The organism is Komagataeibacter kakiaceti JCM 25156, assembly GCF_000613305.1.
Genome location: NZ_BAIO01000853.1, coordinates 1 through 651, shown reverse-complemented (window position 1 = coordinate 651; position 651 = coordinate 1). Strand labels below are relative to the sequence as shown.

The following is a 651-nucleotide window of genomic DNA, read 5'->3' as shown; positions in this document are numbered from 1 at the left end:
ACGTGATGCGCAGGGGCGGGACGACGACGTGTCATCTGGCCCCGCTGCATGAAATCGCGGCGGGTGGCCCCACCCAGGCCGAAAGCTGGCTTGCCGCCTATCATGGCCGCTGGAAGGGCGATGTGACCCATATCTTCACCGAAGCGGCTGTGTGATCCTGCTGCTTCAAGTAGTGTGGGAGAGAAGGTAAGAAAAAGACCGGTCCTGTTCCGCGCCAATGGTTGATGTGATCGCGAAGCATAATCATTTTCGATATATTTACTTGGCTTTCACGGTCAGGAATCAGTTGCGCCCATAATAATATTATTGAGATGGCGCGGGAATTTATGCATAAACCGGAATATGCGTAAATTTTCGTCCCTGTCAGATCAGGAAATCCTCGCGCTCGCAATCTCCAGCGAGGAGGAGGATGGGCGCATCTATGCGGATTTCGCCTATGCCATCAGGGAAAATTACCCTGATACCTCCCGGATATTCACCGATATGACGGTAGAGGAAAACGCGCATCGCCGTAGTCTCATTGACCTGTATGTCCGGCGTTTCGGTCCCCATATCCCGCTGATCCGGCGGCAGGACATTGCCGATTTCATCGTGCGCAAGCCCGCGTGGCAGGTGCAGGCGCTCGGGATCGAGGCCGTGCGCCGCCACGCC

General features: G+C 55.9%; 1 protein-coding gene and 1 pseudogene. Both read left to right on the top strand.

What is annotated here, in order from left to right; translation table 11 throughout:
• Window positions 1-155, top strand: a pseudogene (locus JCM25156_RS31855) (glutamate--cysteine ligase); the annotation flags it as partial.
• A 187-nt stretch (window positions 156-342) separates the two neighbouring features.
• A partial coding sequence (locus tag JCM25156_RS26560) for a ferritin-like domain-containing protein (protein ID WP_034961623.1) occupies window positions 343-651 on the top strand: 309 nt, incomplete at its 3' end.